Annotated in this window: 18 protein-coding genes; 8 read left to right on the top strand and 10 right to left on the bottom strand. The window is 35.5% G+C overall.

The features are described from left to right. Positions 1-114 precede the first annotated feature (114 nt). The 7 genes from QO200_RS07355 to QO200_RS07325 all read right to left on the bottom strand — a co-directional run bounded on the left by QO200_RS07355 (position 115) and on the right by QO200_RS07325 (position 7,556). Positions 115-1,317, bottom strand: a complete 1,203-nt coding sequence (locus tag QO200_RS07355) for a tetratricopeptide repeat protein (RefSeq protein WP_371538323.1) — start codon at positions 1,315-1,317, stop codon at positions 115-117. 128 nt (positions 1,318-1,445) lie between these two features. Continuing rightward, positions 1,446-2,123 (bottom strand): metal-dependent hydrolase, encoded by a 678-nt coding sequence (locus QO200_RS07350; RefSeq protein WP_371538321.1) that lies wholly within the window; start codon positions 2,121-2,123, stop codon positions 1,446-1,448. 14 nt (positions 2,124-2,137) lie between these two features. Further along, positions 2,138-3,100: a 1,4-dihydroxy-2-naphthoate octaprenyltransferase gene (menA, locus tag QO200_RS07345; protein ID WP_371538320.1), complete on the bottom strand. Its 963-nt coding sequence runs from the start codon at positions 3,098-3,100 to the stop codon at positions 2,138-2,140. Between the two features lie 58 nt (positions 3,101-3,158). Beyond that, the gene (locus tag QO200_RS07340; protein WP_371538319.1) at positions 3,159-4,661 is read right to left on the bottom strand and encodes a PH domain-containing protein; all 1,503 of its coding nucleotides are present in this window, start codon (positions 4,659-4,661) and stop codon (positions 3,159-3,161) included. After that, positions 4,661-5,176, bottom strand: a complete 516-nt coding sequence (locus QO200_RS07335; RefSeq protein ID WP_371538318.1) for a PH domain-containing protein — start codon at positions 5,174-5,176, stop codon at positions 4,661-4,663. Before QO200_RS07335 ends, QO200_RS07340 begins: the two co-directional genes overlap by 1 nt. A gap of 80 nt (positions 5,177-5,256) precedes the next feature. After that, entirely contained in the window at positions 5,257-6,087 is an 831-nt protein-coding gene (locus QO200_RS07330; protein WP_074724270.1) for a 1,4-dihydroxy-2-naphthoyl-CoA synthase, read from the bottom strand. A 614-nt stretch (positions 6,088-6,701) separates the two neighbouring features. After that, positions 6,702-7,556: a S1 RNA-binding domain-containing protein gene (locus tag QO200_RS07325; RefSeq protein ID WP_371538317.1), complete on the bottom strand. Its 855-nt coding sequence runs from the start codon at positions 7,554-7,556 to the stop codon at positions 6,702-6,704. A gap of 323 nt (positions 7,557-7,879) precedes the next feature. Here QO200_RS07325 and QO200_RS07320 point away from each other — a divergent pair, with 323 nt between their 5' ends. The 6 genes from QO200_RS07320 (at position 7,880) to QO200_RS07295 (ending at position 16,335) form a co-directional block, all read left to right on the top strand. Continuing rightward, a complete protein-coding gene (locus tag QO200_RS07320; RefSeq protein WP_371538315.1) occupies positions 7,880-9,232 on the top strand; it encodes a M28 family metallopeptidase in 1,353 nt (450 codons plus the stop codon). Between the two features lie 217 nt (positions 9,233-9,449). Continuing rightward, on the top strand, positions 9,450-9,851 hold the full coding sequence (locus QO200_RS07315; protein ID WP_371538313.1) for a hypothetical protein: 402 nt from the start codon (positions 9,450-9,452) through the stop codon (positions 9,849-9,851). A 114-nt stretch (positions 9,852-9,965) separates the two neighbouring features. After that, a complete protein-coding gene (locus tag QO200_RS07310; RefSeq protein WP_371538312.1) occupies positions 9,966-11,345 on the top strand; it encodes a TolC family protein in 1,380 nt (459 codons plus the stop codon). A 10-nt stretch (positions 11,346-11,355) separates the two neighbouring features. Further along, positions 11,356-14,514: an efflux RND transporter permease subunit gene (locus QO200_RS07305; RefSeq protein ID WP_371538309.1), complete on the top strand. Its 3,159-nt coding sequence runs from the start codon at positions 11,356-11,358 to the stop codon at positions 14,512-14,514. Between the two features lie 19 nt (positions 14,515-14,533). Then, entirely contained in the window at positions 14,534-15,631 is a 1,098-nt protein-coding gene (locus QO200_RS07300; RefSeq protein ID WP_371538306.1) for an efflux RND transporter periplasmic adaptor subunit, read from the top strand. 83 nt (positions 15,632-15,714) lie between these two features. Further along, positions 15,715-16,335: a TlpA family protein disulfide reductase gene (locus QO200_RS07295; RefSeq protein ID WP_371538303.1), complete on the top strand. Its 621-nt coding sequence runs from the start codon at positions 15,715-15,717 to the stop codon at positions 16,333-16,335. 87 nt (positions 16,336-16,422) lie between these two features. On the opposite strand, the gene QO200_RS07290 is transcribed toward QO200_RS07295, so the two are convergent. Together QO200_RS07290 and menD are read right to left on the bottom strand one after the other, a co-directional pair. Beyond that, the gene (locus tag QO200_RS07290; RefSeq protein ID WP_371538301.1) at positions 16,423-16,764 is read right to left on the bottom strand and encodes a DUF2853 family protein; all 342 of its coding nucleotides are present in this window, start codon (positions 16,762-16,764) and stop codon (positions 16,423-16,425) included. A 236-nt stretch (positions 16,765-17,000) separates the two neighbouring features. Beyond that, the gene (menD, locus tag QO200_RS07285; RefSeq protein ID WP_371538297.1) at positions 17,001-18,662 is read right to left on the bottom strand and encodes a 2-succinyl-5-enolpyruvyl-6-hydroxy-3-cyclohexene-1-carboxylic-acid synthase; all 1,662 of its coding nucleotides are present in this window, start codon (positions 18,660-18,662) and stop codon (positions 17,001-17,003) included. A gap of 144 nt (positions 18,663-18,806) precedes the next feature. Here menD and QO200_RS07280 point away from each other — a divergent pair, with 144 nt between their 5' ends. Together QO200_RS07280 and QO200_RS07275 are read left to right on the top strand one after the other, a co-directional pair. Beyond that, positions 18,807-19,304: an N-acetyltransferase family protein gene (locus tag QO200_RS07280; RefSeq protein ID WP_371538295.1), complete on the top strand. Its 498-nt coding sequence runs from the start codon at positions 18,807-18,809 to the stop codon at positions 19,302-19,304. A 15-nt stretch (positions 19,305-19,319) separates the two neighbouring features. Continuing rightward, a complete protein-coding gene (locus QO200_RS07275; protein WP_371538293.1) occupies positions 19,320-19,784 on the top strand; it encodes a hypothetical protein in 465 nt (154 codons plus the stop codon). Positions 19,785-19,826: 42 nt separating this feature from the next. Here QO200_RS07275 and QO200_RS07270 read toward each other — a convergent pair whose 3' ends face one another. After that, the gene (locus QO200_RS07270) at positions 19,827-20,414 is read right to left on the bottom strand and encodes a glutathione peroxidase (protein WP_371538290.1); all 588 of its coding nucleotides are present in this window, start codon (positions 20,412-20,414) and stop codon (positions 19,827-19,829) included. Between the last annotated feature and the right edge of the window lie 129 nt (positions 20,415-20,543).

Raw genomic sequence — 20,543 nt, 5'->3', positions numbered from 1 at the left:
ATAAATAATGCGGCGTTTCCTCATAAATGTACATTTGGAGATTTAAAATCACCCCTACAAAAAGAAAAACCAAACCTACTAATCGCATATAACCAATTGCTTTTTTCATATTTTCTAATGTGCTAACAATTTTAAAACCCTATCAAAATCATCACCTTGAATACCTGCTTTTTTAAATACTGCAAAATCTTGTTTTATTTTTTGAGCCCAACTTACGCTGTCGTTGACATTTTGAGATTGGTATTCCTTGTAGATGGATTTTGCATTTCTAAATTCATCATTCAGTAAATAAGCATGCGCTAAGTTGAGCTTTACTAACAACTCTGTATCATCTAGCTTCTCTCCTTCTTTTAGAAATTTGATTGCCTTCCCATATTGTTTAGTAACAATATAGCCAAACCCAATATTACTGTAATCTAACGCAGTCGACTTTCCATCATTGATAATTCTTGCATACGCCTCTATTGAGCGTCCATACTCGCCTTTCTTAGCAAAATTTAATGCCTGATTACGCAAATCAATATACACTCCATTAGAAACGCTTGATTCGTTAATACAACTTTCGCCATTATCCTTGTATACTTTTGCTTGTTCTATAGCTAGAAGGCTCTGAAATTCCTGAAACTTATACTTTTTTTGAATTTTCTCTTCAATACATATACAAAAATCATCAGAGTTTGCCAGTTTTCGAGCTAATGCAGACGTTTTGCATTGATTGATAATGAATTTTCTATTTTCTAAAGTCCAACCTCTACTTAATTTAGCATCAACCCAAGGCACTACCTCAAGAATGATTTTTTGTTTCATAATCCAATTTGAACTTTCGAAACCAAACCATAGATTCCCAGTCGTGTTTTTCAAACAAGAAGACTTATCAATCGACAATCGTTTTGCATCTTTACTTAACGGCGTCTCTTGCGCTAAGCAGGCTTGATTCATCTTACCGCTTTTTTGATATGCTAATGCCAGTTCATTTGACGAGAAAATTGCATATTTACTTTTGTCCTCTCCTGAAATACGAGAAAGCAAGAAAACTGCGCCCGCCGAGCCCTGACTAATTCCCGTAGGGTCCGGAATTGCTTTTAAAAGAGAAACTAAACTACCCGCCATTTTTTGATTGTCATCTAAAAGGGTAATTCTGTAAATTAACTCGGTCGTTCCTATGGGGAAATCGTCTGTTTTAATGACAATTCTATCACGTGCAGAAACAATGATTTCCTTGGTAGTAGCTCTATCTTTATCCCAATAACCGTCTTGTTGAGCAAATCCCGACTGATAAAAAATGCTAATCAATAGCAGAAAAACTATTCTATTCACTGGTGTGTTTTGTGTTAACTATACGAAACTAGCCCAGATGGAAGTGGAAATCCTTATGTGCTGGTCCCGACACTTCGGGACGGCACATAAGATTGTAGCAAACAGCTGGAAATAGCTCCTAAATTATTTTATAATTCGATACTCTCCCCTATTTTTAGCAACATCAAATCTTTTCCTTTATCGAAAAACTGCTGAATAGCCGCTTTATGATCAATTTCGATATAACCAAAGGTGTCATAGTGATACCCCAGAACTTTATCACACTGCACAAAGTCTGAAGCCAAAATAGCATCCTCAACATCCATAGTGAAGTTGTTTCCTATGGGAAGTATAGCTAAATCAAGTTTGGTACGCATTGGAATCAACTTCATATCCATTGTTAGGGCTGTATCTCCCGCGATGTAAATGTTTTTGTGTTCGCCCTCGATAACAAATCCTCCTGGATTACCACCGCTTGCCCCGTCAGGAAACGAACTAGAATGAATAGCATTTACGTATTTCACTTTCCCGAAATCAAAAACCCAGCTTCCGCCGTGATTCATAGGATGCGCCTGAAACCCTTTGGCGGCATAATGACCTGCAATCTCAGCGTTTGAAACGATGACTGCATTCGTACGCTTTGCAATTGCTTCCACATCCAAAATGTGATCGCCGTGCGCATGCGTCAGTAAAATATAATCTGCTTTTATTGTAGTAATATCAATATCTCCTGCCAATGGATTAGCCGAAATAAATGGATCTACTAAAAGGTGTTTTCCGCCTACCTCGATTCCAAGAGAGGCGTGTCCGTAAAATGTAATTTTCATAATTTATAGTTTATTTATCGTCCTCCTAAAAGGGTATTTACAATGATATCTGAAAAGAAATAAATCATACATAGAGCCAATAGTACTGAAAGCGCAAATGTACTTAACGCTAATTTTTTTAATTCTGGATCTAATGCCTTAGGCTCTTTATTTTTATAAACATTACTTAAATGTTTAGTTAAAGGTATATAAGCTAATAAAAATATGTACTGATCGAACTTAAAATTATTAATAAGGGCAAAAACAACCACCAAAGCCATAGCAAAAGTTACTAAAAAGTAATGATATAACTTTGCTTTTTTACCACCCATTTTAACAACCAAAGTATTTTTCCCTACTTTTCTATCTGACGCTTCATCGCGCATATTATTCAAATTTAAAACACCAACACTCAAAAAGCCAATTGCCATTGCTGGCAAAAAGAGTTCGATATCTATTTGTTTTGAATACAAAAAATTTACTCCTAAGGTACTCACTAATCCAAAAAACACAAATACGAATACATCACCAAGCCCACGATACCCATAAGCTTTTGATCCAATTGTGTATCGGATTGCCGATAAGATAGCCAGTATACCTAATACCAAATAGAACAAGGAATAAAATAGATTTGTATCTGCGAATGCAAAATAAATCAATAGTATTGCTGAAAGCAGCGTAAGCAAGGAAGTAATTATAATTGCTACTTTCATTGCTTGTGGCGTAATCACACCACTTTGAATCGCTCTTTTTGGTCCCACACGATCCTCATTATCCGTCCCTTTGATCCCGTCACCATAATCATTGGCAAAATTTGATAAAATCTGCAATCCAAGCGTAGTTAAAATGGCAAAACCAAAAACCCTCCAGTTAAACACTTCTGTTGGTGTAAGTATATTATCCGTTGGGTTTGCCAAGGCATACATACTTCCCACAATTATACCAGAAACAGATAATGGTAATGTTCTTATTCTTGCTGCTTCAATCCAATGTCTCATTTTATTTTATTTTACTATATTTTTATAATTTATTCTCTATTCTAAGCCTGTTATTTGCTTACATCCAATTCTCATTTGACGTTTCCACCTTGTACAACCATAGGTTAACATAGTGTTTTACCGTACTAAAATCCGCCAATTGAAACGTAAGATTCCCTCCTGCTGTATGTATTATTATCGAACCAATATTTGCCTTCTTGTGCCAAAACAACTGTGAAGTAGTAATCGCCTGAATTTTACTAGGCTCAATTATTTTGTTATCAATATCCCAAGCACCGCTTTGTTTAATTATAAAGTCATCGTTAATATAAAGTCTGTTATTTTGAAATCCAAAATAAACAATCAGCCCTACAAATAACAAATACAACACTACAGCGTATGAATAGTCAAAAAATACTGGCTGAACATATTTTGCAAAAGCAAAAAAAGCCGCTACCGGAAGTATCATTGACAAAAACACAGAAAAGACAAGTTTGCGGTAATTTGGTTTTAAAACAATTCCTTTAACGGGAATTTTTTGAAACAACAATTCAAAAACAGCCTCTTTTTCATTTTCATTACAACCCGGAATTTCAATTACAGACTTACGATCCTCTTTATCACTGCTGGTCGCTTGTTTTATCTTTATTTCCAGAATATTCATTTTCTTTTGAAAATAATTTCTGGTAACAGTGACAATTTGCACTTTTTCTGGCTTCACAATAGTATTCTTAGTGCTTAACAAGCCAAAAGAAAGCAATAATGAATTGTTTTGCTTCGCTACCTTGTAATCAAAATACTTAAAGACTACCCGAATTAAATTGATGATCAAAACCAAAGCAAACATCAAGACGAAAAAAAACACAATCGAACTTATCACCGAACGTTGCTCTAAATAAGCATCAAACTGTTCTTCATCAAAATCTGATTCCGCTATAAAGATTTTACTTTGTTCGTATAAAGTTGTAAAAAAAGCCAATATTAAACCCAGCGTTTTCACATAATTAGAAGTAACCCCTACTTTTAACAAACTCAAAAAGCTAATCTTGACAATGGACTCTTTCTCGACACCTTCCTCTTCCACAACCGCTTGTCGATCAGATGAAATGTCAATTTTCTTGTCATTATCCAATAGTCGAGCCTTTAACGCCAAAGCTAACGGATGCGAAATTGCTTTAATTTTCCCTTCTTCCTTAGCACTTCCAGCCGTGTCCACATTCAACTCATAAACACCGATAAATCGCTGTATTAAAGACTGATTTATATCTACTTGCTGAATTTTATCCAGCTGAATAATTGTTTTAGTTTTATTTAAAATTCCTTCGTTAATAATAAACTCTTCATCTTCATCCACCAGATAAAAAGTAAAATTCAAGTATTTTAAATATGCTACTACCGCTGTTACTATTAAAAAAACACCTATTCCTAAAAAAATGTAGTACTTATTTAATTCATCGAACTTAACAACATAGAGTAGCAAAATGGGCCACAAACCGCGCCCCCATTTTTGTACAGTATCAAAAAAAAGTATCAGTACCCCGATAGAGGATTGCCTTTGAGGTTGATTGAACTGCTCCTCCATTACAATTGCTTTTGTATTTTCCCCATCAACAATTGTTTAATATTTTCTGCTTGCTCTATAGCTATTCCTGGAACTTCTAAATCACTTGAACTACCACCCGCAGTGAAAATTTCAATTTTTGCCAATCCGAAATATCGTGAAACAAACCCTTCATGTAAAGCTACATGTTGTATTCTATTATAAGGAATTACAATTGTATTTGTGGCTATCACACCATGCCTAAAAAGAACATCATGCGTCCTGAAGGCAAATCCTTTTTTCTTAAAGCTAATTCTCGAAAGCAACAAAACAAGAAAAAGGAAAACAAAATAAGCCGCTGAAATTACAACCGCAAAAACCAATAATCCACGGTTAAAAAACAGCAATACTCCTAAGCCAACTCCGATTAGCAAGAAAAAGAAAAATACATTTAGCAAAGTCACTTTCCAATAATCAGCATGTAAAACAGAGAACTGCACTTCCTCAAATTTAGGAAGCGCTGTCGTATCAATTATTTCATTTGTAAAATTCTCCATTTATTTTTTGTTTAAAATTTAATGTATGACAATTTAAAGGTCTTTACTAAGACAACTTCAAACCTTAAACTTTAAACCTTTTATGGCAACCATTTTTTTTCAAAATTAGGCTTACGCTTTTCAAGGAATGCATTTCTACCTTCTTTAGCTTCTTCTGTCATATAGGCTAATCGAGTGGCTTCACCTGCAAAAACCTGTTGTCCCACCATCCCATCATCAGTCAGGTTCATGGCAAATTTCAACATTTTGATAGCCATAGGTGATTTTCCTAATATCTCTTGTGCCCACTCATAAGCAGTATCTTCTAATTCAGCATGCGGAATAACGGCATTTACCATTCCCATATCCATTGCGTCCTGAGCGGAGTAATTACGACCTAAGAAAAAGATTTCACGTGCTTTTTTCTGACCTACCATTTTTGCAAGATAAGCAGATCCATAACCACCATCAAAACTGGTCACATCAGCATCTGTTTGCTTGAATATAGCGTGTTCCTTGCTCGCTAGAGTTAGATCACAAACTACATGCAAACTATGTCCACCACCTACTGCCCAACCAGGAACTACAGCAATCACAACCTTCGGCATAAAACGAATTAAACGTTGTACTTCTAATATATTCAAACGATGCTGACCGTCCTCTCCTACATAACCCTGATGACCACGCGCATTTTGATCTCCACCACTACAAAAAGAGTACACTCCATCTTTAGACGAAGGGCCTTCAGCAGACAGCAACACAACCCCTATAGAAGTGTCTTCTTGTGCATCATAAAATGCGTTGTATAACTCAGCTGTTGTTTTGGGACGAAAAGCATTGCGAACATCGGGTCTATTGAACGCTATTCTAGCGACCCCATTGCATTTCTTATAGGTGATATCTTCATATTCTTTGGCAGTGATCCAATCCATTATAATTGATTTAAATTATTCAAGTGTAAAAATAAATCATTTTTTGCATTTTATACTATTCTATTAGGGGAAGCTTTGGAAATCCTTCCTTTATATAACCGTTTTAAAGTGTTAAAATTTAAAAAAAAACAAAATATTAACAGTGGGTAACTAATATTATCACTAATTTTAAACCAAGCTAATCAGCAGAATACAATTAAATTATGCGGATTTAGCGTTAAAATTTAACTGATTTATTAACCTGAAAAAAGAATGATTTGAATTCAATTAAAAATTTTGTCGCTCCTTATTTTGTGGTTTTAAATAATAACAACAGAAAAAGCGAGAAAACGGGAAAGCAATTTACCGAAATTGTGAAAGGACTATAGTAACACCTACGGTTAAAAGAAAGATTATGAAAACCATAACGCTGCAATAACAAAGTTACATCACAGTAGAATTTTGGATTTACTATCTTTATACAATAAAAAGAAACCAAATGGTTTTTATTATAATATAAGTCTAGCATGTAAGTAAATGTTTACCCTAGATTATTTTTTAGCTTTGTACTTCGATTACTCGAAACAAACTAAAAAAGAGAAAGACTAATCATCTCGATTAGTCTTTCTTTTTTTTTATTCCTTAACGAGATAAATCCCGTCTTCCTTAATTTCAATTAATTTCTCCCTGTATAATGCTCCAATCGCTTTCTTAAAGGTTTTTTTACTCATTTTCAGAACCGTTTTAATGTCTTCAGGATGAGAGCTATCTGTTAATCGTAAGAAACCACGACTCGCTCTTAGTTCATCCAAAATTATATCTGCATTTGGTTCGATACTTTCATATCCTTGAATCTGTAATGAAACATCGATTTTATTATCAGGACGAATGTTTTTAATGTATCCTCGCATACGATCTCCCGTACGAATTGCATCATCATACACTTCATCTTTATAAAGTAATCCTTTGTGACGCTCGTTGATAATTACATTGATTCCTATCTCTGTAATATGCGAAACGATCAACTCTACTTCTTCTCCTTTTTCAACAGTAAGTTCTTCATTTTTAAGAAATTGATTCGTCTTACTTGAAGCTACTAAACGGTTCGTTTTCTCATCCATATAAAGATAAACCAAGTAGCGCTTTCCTTTTTCCATAGGACGAGCCTGCTCTTTAAACGGAACTAAAATATCTTTTTCCATTCCCCAATCCATAAAAGCACCTATCTGGTTGACATAATTCACACGCAAAAGTGCAAATTCATTCAATAAAATATAAGGTTCTAATGTGGTTGCAACTGGACGTTCTTCATGATCTAAATAAACAAAAACAATCAACTCCTCACCTATCTCAAATTCGTTAGGCACATATTTATTGGGTAAAAGTATGTCGTGTATCCCTTCAGGATCTGTCTCTGGTGTTCCCAGAAATAAACCAACTTTTGTGTCACGAAGTATTGTAAGCGTATTGTATTTTCCTATTTCAATCATTTTCTTGTATTTTCTAAAGCGCAAAGGTACGAAGTTTGAAAATAGTAACCCTACACCATCTTACAATTCCCATATATTTTCCTTATTAGAAGCAAAAACACCTCAGCCTCACAGAATGTTTAGTCCTGCTATCCACAGTATCTTTTGGGCTAAACCCCAGCCCAAAAAGGATACTCGCTCCTATCAGGGCTAAATTAGAGCGCTTCGTTTTCTATAAAACCATCAAAAAAAGTCTTAAACAACTATTAAAATTTATTTTACTACCCATTAACTTTCTTTTTTTACTTAATTTTAAAATCTGAAAATTAAATACCAAAAATCAAATGAAACCAAATCCTTTTTGCCTCCTCTTTGCCTTATTGTTTTTTACTCAAATTAGCATTGCTCAAATTACAGTCGATGATCCCGAAATCAAAAAAATGATTACCGAGGTCAAAGCTGAAAACCTAGAAAATACAGTAAAAAAACTCGTTTCCTTTGGAACAAGACATACCTTAAGCGATACCAAAAGTAAAACGCGAGGCATTGGCGCAGCACAGCAATGGGTCAAATCAGAGTTTGATAAATACGCCTTACAATCCAGTGGGAGACTAACTTCAGCCATTGATTATTTCACCATAAAAGCAGATGGCAGACGCATTGCAGTTGATAGCCAACTAGGAAATGTTATGGCTACTCTCAAAGGAACAGATCCTACAGATGATCGCGTACTTATCATTAGTGGTCATTTAGATTCTAGAGTTACTGATGTTATGGACGCTAAATCAGATGCACCAGGCGCAAATGATGATGGTTCAGGAGTAGCCGCCATGATGGAGCTCGCCAAGATTATGAGCAAAAGAAGTTTTCCTTATACAATCCTTTTTGTTGCCGTTACAGGAGAAGAACAAGGATTGTACGGCGCAAGACATTTGGCTGAACTAGCCAAAAAAGAAAATTGGAATATTATTGCCATGCTAAACAATGACATGATAGGAAACAGTTTATCAAGCGGAACAAATTTAAGAGACAATACTAAGGTGAGAGTTTTTAGCGAAGCCACCCCTTATCTAGAAACAGAAGACGAAGCTAAAATGCGAAAGCTAATCAACAGAGATAATGATAGCCCATCAAGATTATTAGCACGTTACATTAAAACAACTACTGATCAATACGTAGACCAGCTAGAAATAAATCTTGTTTATAGAAATGATCGTTTTTTACGTGGGGGTGACCACACTCCTTTTAGTCAAAATGGTTTTACAGCGATTCGTTTTTGCGAAATGAATGAAAATCACGACCACCAGCATCAAGATCTAAGAACAGAAAATGAGATTAAATATGGTGACCTTCCTGAATTTATGGATTTTGAATACCTTAGAAAAATAGCAGCTTCAAATTTGGCCACATTAGCTAATTTGGCTTCAGCCCCTAAAGCCCCAACAAATGTGGGTATTGAAGTAAAAGACCTTACTAATTTTTCTACTTTGGTATGGAAAGCTCCAGAAGGTAAAAAAGTTTATGGTTACCAAGTATTAGTAAGAGAAACTTCTGACACCAATTGGCAAAAATCAATTTTTGTATCAGATACAAAAACAACGATACCCTATTCAAAAGATAATTTTCTTTTTGCCGTGCAATCAATTGATGAATTAGGACATGCAAGTTTACCAGTGTTTCCTACACCAATTCGCTAAGGAGTTTTACACTTCAGGAAAAATATGACTTTGTTGTATCTAACTGTTCTATCAAAAACTAAAAGTCAGCAAGCTTAAAATTTTCGAAAAAAACATCAAAAACGACAAAATTACAAATATATCCGAATAGTTACCGAAAAGCTATGGAGAAGTTAAAAAACGATTAAAATAGTGATTGCGGTTTGTGTTTACTCTCAATAAACATATCTTCGCGACAATGAATAGAACTTTACAAAATAGTGCGAATCTAATATTGCGACATTTGTTTACAATTGTTGCAATATTAGTAGTGCTTTTTTCTAGCTGTTCCATAAAAAATGAAATAAAAGAAATTATTGGAATTCCAATCGCTATGGAAAAAGGTACAAATCAAAGAGCTAATCTTTTTTCTAGTACTATTTCGAATTTATGTGACCATTCCCTAGCTACAGATTTATTACAATCTGCAAAAATAACTTTGCTTACCGTTAATTTAGCAGCTATTGCTACCTTATCATCAATTGTATTGCTTCTTTTTTCTGTTTCTGAAAAAGAAAAGAGAAAACACCCTTTTTACAATAGCTTAAAAATTAGTGATTCTTTCCCCATTTTTTTGCTATACCGCAAACTGATCATTTGATACCCTAATAGTTTTTAGAATTGCCATAAGGAAAACCTCCGCTATGGCATCTTTCAGTACAACAATTTTTTAATTAGTTGATCAAAATCTGATCTCAAAATCTATTACATCATTATGGTCAAACCTCTTTTGACAGTCACAATTGTGTGGCTTGTCTTGGGAATATCATTTCCCTTATATGCACAAAAATTTCCCGAGACATTGGGAACTTTATGGAAAAACGTAGAAGAAAATTATTCTGGAATTAAAGTCAAACATTCTTCTGCTGATGCTGCAGCCTTAAATGAGCGAGCCGTAAAATCGAATATGTTGCCACAAATCAAAGCGCAAGCACAAAGCACCTATGGAACTTATAACGGCGGCGGTGGTGCCTTTTTTCCGCAAGCCGGTTTTTTTAATGTTAGTGGTGACGCCTCTCTATATGGCGCTTCACTATCGGCAAACTCTTTTGTTTCTGCAGTAGTAGATTGGGAAGTTTTTTCTTTTGGTAAACTTCGGAAAGAAAATCAAGCCGCTCGAGCAGCAACAAATAAAAAAAACAGCGAAAAAGACGCTTATTTACTGAGTCTAAAAAAACTTTTATCCGAAAGATATATTACGCTTTTATATAACAAAACTAAACTTTCCTGGAATGAAAAAACGTTGGAACGCTTAAACGAAATTCGATCCATCACTTCTGGTTTGTCAAAAGCGGGGCTAAAACCTGCTGCCGATAGCTTACTTGCTTCTTCTGCGTATACACAGTCACTTGCTGCAAACTATAAATTAGAAGGAAACAGCAGTGCAGCCTTGATTAAGCTACAGGAACTTTCTGCAAAAGAAGCTTTTGAACTCAATAGTTCGCTTACTCAATTCTCTACACCAGTTGCCTATCTTGAACATAGAAATGGATTAATTGAAAATTCACATCCTATTCTTACTACATTAAAACATCAAGCAGACGTTTTCAATTCTAAAAGTGCGGTTGAAAAAAGCGCTTCCCTACCATCAGTACATTTTCTAGGTGGATTATCTTATAAAGGTAGCAGTATTAATGACGACGGCTATGTTTCTGGAAAATGGCAAGATGGTTTTTCAAATAATGTCAATAACTTTCTAGCTGGAGTTCGGATAACATGGAACATTTCAAATTTACTAACTAACAGCTATAAGAGTCAAGGATTAACAAAGGAAGCTGAAAGCATAGAAAATCTTCACGCACAGTACGAGCAAACCATGCAAGCAGATTTGACAGCAGTTCAAGTGCGAATTAGTCAACAATTCAAGCAAATCGAAAAAACAACTACTGCTGTAAAACAGGCTGGCGATGGGTATAAAATGTACTTATCTCGATACAAAAGCGGTCTGATAGGTCTAAACGAACTGCTGCAAATACAACAACTATTTGAAGTTGCCGAAAATTCACATTTAGAAGCATCACGAGAATACTGGATGCTTGTTGCTTATGAAGCAGAGCTAACTTCGAATTTTAATTTTCTCTTTACTAATCTTTAACGCTACTTAGATGAACTTAATAAGATTTGCGCTAAGAAGACCTATATCGGTAATTGTTGCTGTTATTGCAATTGTTTTCTTATCCATTACGTCAATAAAAAAAATAAATGTCGATATTTTTCCTGAAGTAGAACTTCCTGCAATGTATATCGCCATGCCATACGGCGGGCTTTCTCCTGCTTATATGGATGGTTTCATGGCCAACGAGTTTCAAAAAGTCCTTTTGTTTGTGGGCGGAGTCAAGAGTATGGACTTCAAAAGTATACAAGGGCTGACCCTAATGAAATTGACTTTTTATCCGGGAACAAATATGGCACAAGCCGCCGGTGAAGTCTCGACCTCTGTATCCAGAGCAATGGGCTTTCTTCCGCCGGGAGCCGTTCCGCCTATGGTAGTTCGATTCGACGGAAGTTCGCTACCGGTTGGCCAATTGGTCTTCGAAAGTGACCAGCGTTCCATTAATGAAATTCAGACTTTAGTACTTACAAAAGTACGTCCTATGTTTGTTGCCATTCCAGGGATAACCGCGCCAGCTCCTTTTGGTGGAAACGCACGATCAATTGTTGTCAATATAGATCCGCAAGCAATGCAAGCCAATAGTTTGAGTGCTGAAGAAATCACTATTGCCATTACAAAAAATAGTTTACCATCGCCTGCTGGTAACATCCGCATAGGCGATGAGAATTTAATGGCTCCTATTAATTCCATAGCAAAGAGTCCAGAAGAATTTCTTAACACGCCCATAAAAACAAATGATTCGCGCACTATTTACGTGCGAGATGTTGCGAGTGTTCAAGATGGAGCAGATCAAACTGTAGGATATGCTTTAATTAACGGCAAACGTTCGGTCTATCTTCCTATTATAAAAAAAGCAGATGCATCTACGCTAGAGGCCGTTAAAAATTTGAAGGCATCTTTACCTATGTTGGAGGATCAACTTCCTGAAGATGTAAGTATAAAGTATGAATTTGACCAATCAAAATACATCGAAACTTCGTTAACCAATCTAATTCATGAAGGAATATTAGGTGCTGTATTTACAGGATTGGTAATTTTTCTGTTTTTAGGTGACACTCGAGGTGCAATAATTGTTGTGCTAACGATCCCAATCGCTATTTTAAGTGCGGTTGCTGCGCTTTATTTCTTAGGCGAAACAATAAATATAATGACCTTAAGTGGACTAGCACTTTCCATCGGAATATTAGTAGATGAGGCCACGGTCACCATTGAAAACATTCATCAACACATGGAAATGGGCAAACCCAAACAGCGGGCGATTAGCGATGCACTTGTTGAAATTTCGATTCCGAAACTCCTAATTTTACTTTGTATTCTAGCCGTGTTAACCCCCGCGTTTATTATGACAGGAATACCAAAAGATATGTTTATGCCTTTATCAATGGCAGTAGCTTTTGCAATGGTTGCTTCTTTTATCGCCTCTCAAACATTTGTTCCAATTCTGGCAAATTGGATGATGAAAATGAAGAAGAATGAAGTGGCTAATACTCCTAGAAAGCGTGCATTCTTCGAAAAATTTCGTGTTAATTATTCGTATCGAATGCGTAAATGGTCTACAAAAGCGACCTCACTTTTTCTACTTTATATATTTGTGGCGGTAGGTATAGTAGCACTATTGTTACCAAATGTAGGTACTGATGTCATGCCACTATCGAATAGTGGCGATTTCCAACTTCGCATCCAAGCACCTACGGGAAGTAGATTGGAAAAAACAGAAAGAATCGTAAAAGAAATTTTACAGGAAATTAAAACGCTAGTTCCTGAAAATGGCGTAGCAATATCGTCGGCATTTGTTGGGATGCAGCCAGCAACCTCGCCTATTAATCCGATTTTTACTTTTACGAACGCTTCTCATGAGGCCATTCTACAAGTATCAATTGATCAAGAATTATTCACTGGATCAATCCAAGATTTAAAGGAACAAATTAGGATAGCGGTTAAGAAAAGTCATCCGCAAGTAGCTCTTAATTTTGAACCTATGGAACTTACTGAAAAGATAATGGGCCAAGGTGCCATGACTCCTATTGAAGTAAAAGTGGGAGCCGGACAATTGAAAGCCGCTTTTGCTTTTGCCTCTAAAATTGAAGCCAATTTAAAAACGATTCCGTACTTGCGAGATATTCGCATTGCAGAACCTGTCGCCTATCCTACCTTAGAAATTGAAGTAGATCGAGATCTAGCAGGACAATTTGGCTTGACCGTTCAAGACATTACAAAAAGTTTGGTTACCGCGACTTCCTCGACTCGTTTTACTGATAAAAATCTATGGATAGATCCAAAATCGGGGCTTGTGTTTCAGGTACAGGTACAAATTCCGGAAGCAATTATGTCATCGGAACAAAAACTTAAATCCTTACCATTGAAGAAAGGCAGTACGAGACCTGTTCTGGAAGATGTTGCGACGATAAGAAGAGTAAGCACTCCAGCACAAGTAAATCGACAAGGTCCCAACCGCTACGTAACAATAATTGCGAATTTGCACGAAAAAGACTTAGGAACTGCCTCAGCTGCTGTAAAAGAAGCTATTAAAGATGTTGGAGAACCACCGCGTGGAGTTAAAGTTTGGACTGAAGGTACCATTCAGCTATTAGATGAAACATTAAGCAATTTAATAGCGGGATTAGGTGTTGCAATTATAGCGATATTTCTAATGTTAGCGGCTTATTATCAGTCGTACAAAATACCTCTAATTATTCTCTCTGTGGTTCCTGCAGTCATAGCAGGAAGCTTGCTGATTTTATTTTTAACACAAAGTACCCTCAATTTGCAATCTTATATGGGAATCATTATGTCAATTGGTGTATCTGTATCCAATGCCGTTTTACTGGTCAATCAAGCTGAGTTTTATCGAAAAGACTTGTTGCTTAAACCTGCAAACGCAGCGCGCCTTGCCGCTTCGTCAAGACTTAGACCTATATTAATGACGGCAGCCGCAATGCTTGCAGGAATGTTACCTATGGCAATTGGGTTTGGTGATGGTGCTGAACAAGTTGCTCCTCTGGCCAGAGCAGTGATTGGTGGGCTAATAGCTTCTACCGCCACAATACTATTATTGGTTCCACATTTCTTTTCGTCCATGCTAACCAGAACTGCGATTAAAAATCCATCTCTCGACCCAGATGATGAAGAGAGTCAATACTTTGTAAAATAACTTTTTAATAAATAAAAAAATGTACGATATAAATAAAAAAATAAAAATTGCAGCGATTACAACCTTCTCATTACTTGTTTTTACTGCCTGTTCTGATAAGAAAGAAGAGAATTTAAAAAAGGTTGAAGTACCGATTTTAAAATCACAAGATCTTAAGACAGTGGTGATCCAACATATAAAACCAGAATACGAAATATCATTGCCAGCAGAATTGCAACCGTACGAAGAAGTGGCAGTTTATGCAAGAGTTAGCGGTTTTGTTCAAAAAATATTTGTGGAGCGCGGCCAAAAGGTCAGAAAAGGACAATTATTAGCGGAACTTGTGGCTCCAGAAATGAACCAAAAACACATTTCAGACAAGTCATCTGAGCAAAAATCATATAGTGATTACTTGTATGCAAAACAAGCTTATGACCGAATGTTAGATGCTTCAAAAACGGCTGGAGCTGTTGCGGCAATAGAACTGGAAAGATCAAAAAGTACAATGGAAAGCGCCCAAGCATCTTATAAAAGTGCTAGTGCAGGAACGGCAGGAACAGCGCAACTTCAAAAATATTTACGCATCACCGCTCCTTTTGACGGGATCATTACTAATAGAAATGTTTCTGTTGGAGCTTTAGCTGGAACAGGTTCAAGTGCTCCTTTGTTTATGATTGCGCAAGCGAACCGCTTGCGATTAACACTCTCACTTCCTGAAAAACACGCTGCTTCAATTACGGAAGGAATGCCAGCCACTTTTTCGATAAGCTCACAACCCGGAAAAACTTTCGAAACAAAACTATCGCGAAGTTCAGGATTCTTGAATAGAAACGATCGTTCTTTGACTATAGAATTTGATGTTGATAATACCGCTGGAGAACTACAAGGCGGTGATTATGCCGAAGTAAACCTTAAACTGCAAAGAAAATCACCATCGTATTGGGTACCAAATCGAAGTATTCTTAACACTCAGAGAGGAACATTCGTTCTTACCCTTAATAATAATGAAATTAAAAAAGTCGTTGTAAAAGAAGGTATTAAATTAGATACCTTGTCGGAGGTATTTGGAGATTTTTCAAGTGAAGATCGAATAATTCTCAAACCTTCGGAAGAAATGAAAGAAGGAATCATTAAATAATATTTTTTTGAAAACCAAGTAACGCGTTGTTATTTGGTTTTCTTAAATACCATTCTATACAATATAATTTAAGATAAATATCAATGATCGAAAACAATAAAAACGAAAAACAACCTACTAAACTTGTAGTTTTAAATAAAATCAAGAAACACTTTTCATCAATTTTAATGCTAATAGTCTTTGGACTTCTAATATTCAGTCCAGATGCAAAATCATTTCTAATTAAGCAGTTAATGTTCACCGGTCTCTTTAACGCTGAAATTTCAGAGGTCAATTCTACAGATAATACACTTGAAAATCATTTTGATTTTAAGGATTACGAAGGTAATATTCGAAGTACAGCTGACTTAAAAGGGAAAGTTGTTTTTATCAACTTTTGGGCATCCTGGTGTCCACCGTGTATTGCCGAATTTCCTTCTATCGAAAAATTTCACTCGGAATTTAAAGACAATGATAAGATTGTATTTGTGATGATAAATTTGGATGATGATATTGCCACGGGGAAAAAGTTTTTCCAGAAGAAAAACTATTCAATGCCAATAGCGCAAGCGGTATCTAAGGTTCCTGAAGAAATTTATTCTGGCTCATTACCTACTTCAGTAATATTAGATAAAAAAGGAATCGTTAGAATGCGCCATACAGGTTTTAGTGATTATAGCGGTGAAAAATTTCAGATTCAGATTCAGCAACTGCTTGATGAATAAATTTAGTAAAACCGAAAGGCTATTTATCCATGGCATAGAAATAATAAAAGCGCCCAAAAGGCGCTTTTATATTTTTATATCAATTTACTAATTGTAGACACTTTCCTTTTTAAAGTGAACAGCTAATAGATAATATACAACTGCTCTGTATTTATTTGTATTTGAGCGACCATACTTTTCAATAACAGCATCAATCCCAGCATCTAAATCTGGCCCCTCTTTAAGTCCTAATTTTTTGATTAAAAAGTTATTTTTTACCGTATCTAATTCTGATTGCTGGCTTCCAGCGACTGTTGCAGCATCTGCGTTGTAAATTGACGGGCCACAACCAATAGTTACTTTTGTCAATAAATCCATATCTGGAGTTACACCACACTTATCTTTTAAATCTGCAGCATATTTTTCAATTAATTCGTCTCTCTTGCTCATAAATAAAAATTTAATATATTGGTTGATAATTAATTACACTCTCAAATTTAAACAATTATTTATAAGAGTACTTGGTTTTCTTAATAAATTACGCAACGCACAGCCAAAAAGAGTCAAAATACTACGAAAACGATAAAAAAGATGTAATAGAACTCTTTTTAACTAAAAAAAATCGATTAACCTCTAAAACTAAGTCATTTTACTTTATTTCAACAAATTTTTATTTATTATATGTATTACAGTAACTCTTTAAAATACTGCAACAAAATCGAGTCATTTTTAAGTGTTGGGGTAAAAACTTCTAATATTCCTGGCTTTTCATTTTGACCATACAAGGTTGCTAAACCGTTTGACAAACTCAGTTCATCACTAGCAGTCGTATACTCAAATCCGTACATCGTTGCTAAATGAGCCGCTGTTAAACAATGAGATGTTTCAAAGAATGTATTAAAAACGGGCGTTTCCTCATGTCCTGGTAAAATTCTAAAAATCCCTCCACCTCCATTATTAATCAAAATAATTTTAAAGTTTTTAGGAATGTAATTGTTCCACAAGGCATTGCTATCATATAAAAAACCAATATCACCTGTTATAAATACCGTTTGCTTTATATTGGCTACAGCCGCACCAAGAGCGGTAGAAGTACTTCCGTCAATTCCGCTGGTTCCTCGATTGCAATATACCTCAATCGATGGATCAATAGCAATTAGCTGTGCATAACGAATGGCAGAACTATTACTGATTTGCAACTGCGAATTTATTGGTAAACTGGGAATCACTTTTTCAAAAACTTTGAAGTCTGAAAAAGGAATTGCATCCAGATAGATTTTACTTTTTAGTTCTCGTAAGTCATTCACGGCATTCAGTTTCTTAAAATAGTCGCTCTCAACTGATTTAGTCAACGGTAAAAACACATCGAAGAATAGATTGGGTTCTACTTCAAAATGCTTTGTTAAAGCACTAAACGTATCATATCCTCGTAAAGAATCGATATGCCAGTGGTGTTTTGGCTTGTATTTTCGTAAAAAAGCTTTTATCCTCTTAGAAACAATCATTCCTCCAAAAGTGACCAATATTTCAGGACGAAAAGTCTCAAAATCCTCGCTAGTAAAAGGTGTAATTAAAGTATCTATGGTATTGATAAAGCTAGGATGGTGCAAATTCGAAGTCGTTTCAGTCAAAACTACTACTGATTCATCAGCAGCTAAAGTTTCAACGACACTATTTCTAATCGCATCGGGTTCATTCACACCCACTAACACCATTTTTTTTGTGGACTTGTTCCAAATCTTCGCATATTCAGCCAACTCATCGTGTGAAAGCGACTGCGACTCTTTTGCGGAAGCGGTGACGCTAACACTCACAGCAAGTTCCGACGTCGTTTCATACAAAGGCTCTTCAAAAGGAGCATTGATATGTACAGGACCATTTTGAGCAATCGAAATGTCGATTGCCTCTTTTATTTTTGTGTCATTTTCAGCAGAAACCATTTCATTCAAATTGGCATTGTACAACGAATGATTTGCAAATACATTTTCCTGACGAATCGTTTGTCCATCACCAATATCAATTTTGCTTTGTGGTCGGTCAGCAGAGATAACAATTAACGGAATCTGACTGTAGAAAGCTTCTGCAAGTGCAGGATAATAATTCAATAATGCCGACCCAGAACTGCAAATCAGTACTACTGGTTTTTTAGTTTGTTGAGCTATACCCAACCCAAAAAAAGCAGCAGATCGCTCATCGGCGATACTGTAACATTCAAATGCAGGATTATTTGTAAAACCTATAATTAAAGGCGCATTTCTCGATCCTGGAGAAATTATTATGGTGGTAATTCCTTTGGCTAAACATGTTTGAATAATGCTTTGCGCTAAAGGTATTTTGGGGTAAATCATTCAATTTTAGTTTAAAGTTTAAGGTTTCGAAGTTTGTAAAGTTCTTCAAAACCTCAAGCCAAGCAAAGTTACAAACTTGCTCCCTCTTTTCGCCTCATTTTAACTGATTTTTATTAAATTTGACAACAAAATTTACTTATCAAAATGGAAATCAAAATTCGACCATACCACGCTGAGGACACCCAAGCGATATTAGATATCATAAACTATAACATCTTAAATTCAACGGCCTTATATGACTATAATGTGCGAAGCTATGAACAGCAAAAAACAATTTTAGAGGATAAAATCAATAAAGGATTCCCTGTAATTGTAGCTGAATTAGATGGGGTTGTTTCTGGTTTTGGAATGTACAGTGAATTCCGGTTCAGAGAAGCTTATAAATATACGGTAGAACATTCCGTTTATGTGAACAATGATTTTCACGGCAAAGGAATTGGGAAACTATTGCTACTTGAATTGATTGAACTAGCTAAAAAACAAGGATTACATACCATGATCGGGGTCATTGACGCTGAAAATCAAAGTAGTATAACGTTTCATGAAAAATTCGGATTCAAAACCACAGGAATCATAAAAGAGTCGGGGTTTAAATTTGACCGCTGGTTGCACTCTGTTTTTGTACAACTTATTTTGAAGTAACATTAGAACACCATTATGAACAAAGCAAAAGTTACAATTATTAAAATGGAGACTATATCGGTACTAGCTGCAATTGTATCTTGGTTTATATCGATGCTGTTGTTTGCACTAATTTTTAATGTTAGTAATCACCTATTTTTATACCTATCTTTTTTAGTACTGAATTTTGTTTCGTTTTATGGTGCATTTAAATATTTTACAGGGACGTTTGAAATCATCTTTAATGAAGAAGAAAACACAGCGACTGTGCGCTGGGAGAAAAAAGTTATTCTCTCGAACATTAAAGAACAAACAATAGACCTAAATTTAGCAAATAAGCATAAAGTGTGGTCTGGACGGGCTAACGATCGTGTAAAATTATATTTGAATGATGGTTCTACCGTAACATGGGACATCAGTAGCTTCCTAAATGCCCGAAAAAACGGAATAGCGCAAGATACTTTAATTGAACTTTTGAAAAAATATACCGCTAAAACTTAAAAAATAAAAGAGCCATTATAAGGCTCTTTTACTTTCTATATATTACGCTTTAATCCAATCAATCACAGAAGGATCTGTAGGTAGCGTCTGTGGAGAAATCACTTTTTCTAGTTCTCCGTTTTCATTGATTAGGTATTTTTGGAAATTCCAAGACACCTCTGAATCTTCCACACCGTTTTTAGATTTTTGCGTCAAGAATTGGTATATCTCACACATATCATCTCCTTTCACAGATACTTTATCCATCATAGGAAAAGTTACTCCATAATTCATTTGGCAAAAAGAAGCGATTTCGGCATTCGTTCCCGGTTCTTGCGACGCAAAATTGTTTGCAGGAAAACCAACGATCACAAAACCTTTGTCTTTGTATTCTTTATAAATCGCTTCTAAATCCTTGTACTGAGGGGTTAGTCCACATTTTGAAGCCGTGTTTACGATCATTACTTTTTTCCCTTTAAGACTTGCAAAGTCGAAAGTGTTTCCTGATAAATCTTCTACTTTATATTGGTAGATATTTTGTTTTGTCATAGCTATTTCGATTTTATTTTTATCTGACTTTTTGCTTTGCGCCTGATTCTGGCAACTAAAAAGCAATAGTACTGTGCAAGCTACAAATAATAGTTTTTTCATAATTATATTTTTGATAAAATTAAACAATTTCAAAATTACTTTTGTCTATTCAAGACTGCGATTTTAATTGAACAAACGTTAAATAAAAAAGCCTGACGTAAACAAATTAGTAACGCCAGGTCTTTCTAA

It is taken from the genome of Flavobacterium sp. Arc3, assembly GCF_041431375.1.
In the GTDB taxonomy this organism is placed as follows: Bacteria; Bacteroidota; Bacteroidia; order Flavobacteriales; family Flavobacteriaceae; genus Flavobacterium.
This window is presented reverse-complemented; position numbering and strand designations above follow the sequence as displayed.

Excerpts from the sequence above, each read along its gene's own strand:
- QO200_RS07300 (WP_371538306.1), top strand. The coding sequence starts at position 14,534 with ATGTACGATATAAATAAAAAAATAAAAATTGCAGCGATTACAACCTTC.
- menA (WP_371538320.1), bottom strand. The coding sequence starts at position 3,100 with ATGAGACATTGGATTGAAGCAGCAAGAATAAGAACATTACCATTATCT.
- QO200_RS07310 (WP_371538312.1), top strand. The coding sequence starts at position 9,966 with ATGGTCAAACCTCTTTTGACAGTCACAATTGTGTGGCTTGTCTTGGGA.
- QO200_RS07275 (WP_371538293.1), top strand. The coding sequence starts at position 19,320 with ATGAACAAAGCAAAAGTTACAATTATTAAAATGGAGACTATATCGGTA.
- QO200_RS07280 (WP_371538295.1), top strand. The coding sequence starts at position 18,807 with ATGGAAATCAAAATTCGACCATACCACGCTGAGGACACCCAAGCGATA.
- QO200_RS07295 (WP_371538303.1), top strand. The coding sequence starts at position 15,715 with ATGATCGAAAACAATAAAAACGAAAAACAACCTACTAAACTTGTAGTT.
- QO200_RS07335 (WP_371538318.1), bottom strand. The coding sequence starts at position 5,176 with ATGGAGAATTTTACAAATGAAATAATTGATACGACAGCGCTTCCTAAA.
- QO200_RS07320 (WP_371538315.1), top strand. The coding sequence starts at position 7,880 with ATGAAACCAAATCCTTTTTGCCTCCTCTTTGCCTTATTGTTTTTTACT.
- QO200_RS07315 (WP_371538313.1), top strand. The coding sequence starts at position 9,450 with ATGAATAGAACTTTACAAAATAGTGCGAATCTAATATTGCGACATTTG.
- QO200_RS07340 (WP_371538319.1), bottom strand. The coding sequence starts at position 4,661 with ATGGAGGAGCAGTTCAATCAACCTCAAAGGCAATCCTCTATCGGGGTA.
- QO200_RS07305 (WP_371538309.1), top strand. The coding sequence starts at position 11,356 with ATGAACTTAATAAGATTTGCGCTAAGAAGACCTATATCGGTAATTGTT.
- QO200_RS07350 (WP_371538321.1), bottom strand. The coding sequence starts at position 2,123 with ATGAAAATTACATTTTACGGACACGCCTCTCTTGGAATCGAGGTAGGC.
- menD (WP_371538297.1), bottom strand. The coding sequence starts at position 18,662 with ATGATTTACCCCAAAATACCTTTAGCGCAAAGCATTATTCAAACATGT.
- QO200_RS07325 (WP_371538317.1), bottom strand. The coding sequence starts at position 7,556 with ATGATTGAAATAGGAAAATACAATACGCTTACAATACTTCGTGACACA.
- QO200_RS07290 (WP_371538301.1), bottom strand. The coding sequence starts at position 16,764 with ATGAGCAAGAGAGACGAATTAATTGAAAAATATGCTGCAGATTTAAAA.
- QO200_RS07330 (WP_074724270.1), bottom strand. The coding sequence starts at position 6,087 with ATGGATTGGATCACTGCCAAAGAATATGAAGATATCACCTATAAGAAA.
- QO200_RS07270 (WP_371538290.1), bottom strand. The coding sequence starts at position 20,414 with ATGAAAAAACTATTATTTGTAGCTTGCACAGTACTATTGCTTTTTAGT.